The following is a 483-nucleotide window of genomic DNA, read 5'->3' on the forward strand; positions in this document are numbered from 1 at the left end:
TTATCTCGCCTAGAAGCAGATAATATTTCTGTAAAGGCGACAAATCGCAGCATTACAACCATCCAGGCCTCTGGCCAGCCAGCACACTTTGTACAACAAGTAAGCGCCGATAGCCCGAACACTCATGGCTATGGCAGCTCTATTACTTATATTGCAAAAGACAACTTGTTACGTTTTTCCGGCCAAGCTAAGTTAGTACAACAAGACAACTCCTTTTCAGGTGAAGAAATAGAGTACGACATTGTACGAAGAGCTATACGCGCCAAGGGAGATCAGACCCAAGGGTCTCGAGTTAAAATTCATTACTACCCTAATGCCGAGACCGCATCGGAAAATACTGAAGTGCCACTAATAAAAGGTTCTCCAGAAAACGAAAACAAACTGCCACTCGAACCTGCTCCAAATGCCGAGTCCGGTGCCGAGCAAAAGCAATAGACCTGAGCAACAATGAAAACTTTAAAAGCAGAAAACCTAGCCAAGGCC

General features: G+C 44.9%; 1 protein-coding gene. It reads left to right on the forward strand.

Annotated features, from left to right (window positions below; genetic code table 11):
* Positions 1-435 (forward strand): lipopolysaccharide transport periplasmic protein LptA (gene lptA / locus A3729_RS01745; protein WP_068633025.1); only part of this gene is annotated, 435 nt, incomplete at its 5' end.
* Positions 436-483 lie beyond the last annotated feature (48 nt).

The sequence above is a fragment of the Oleiphilus sp. HI0043 genome, assembly GCF_001634935.1.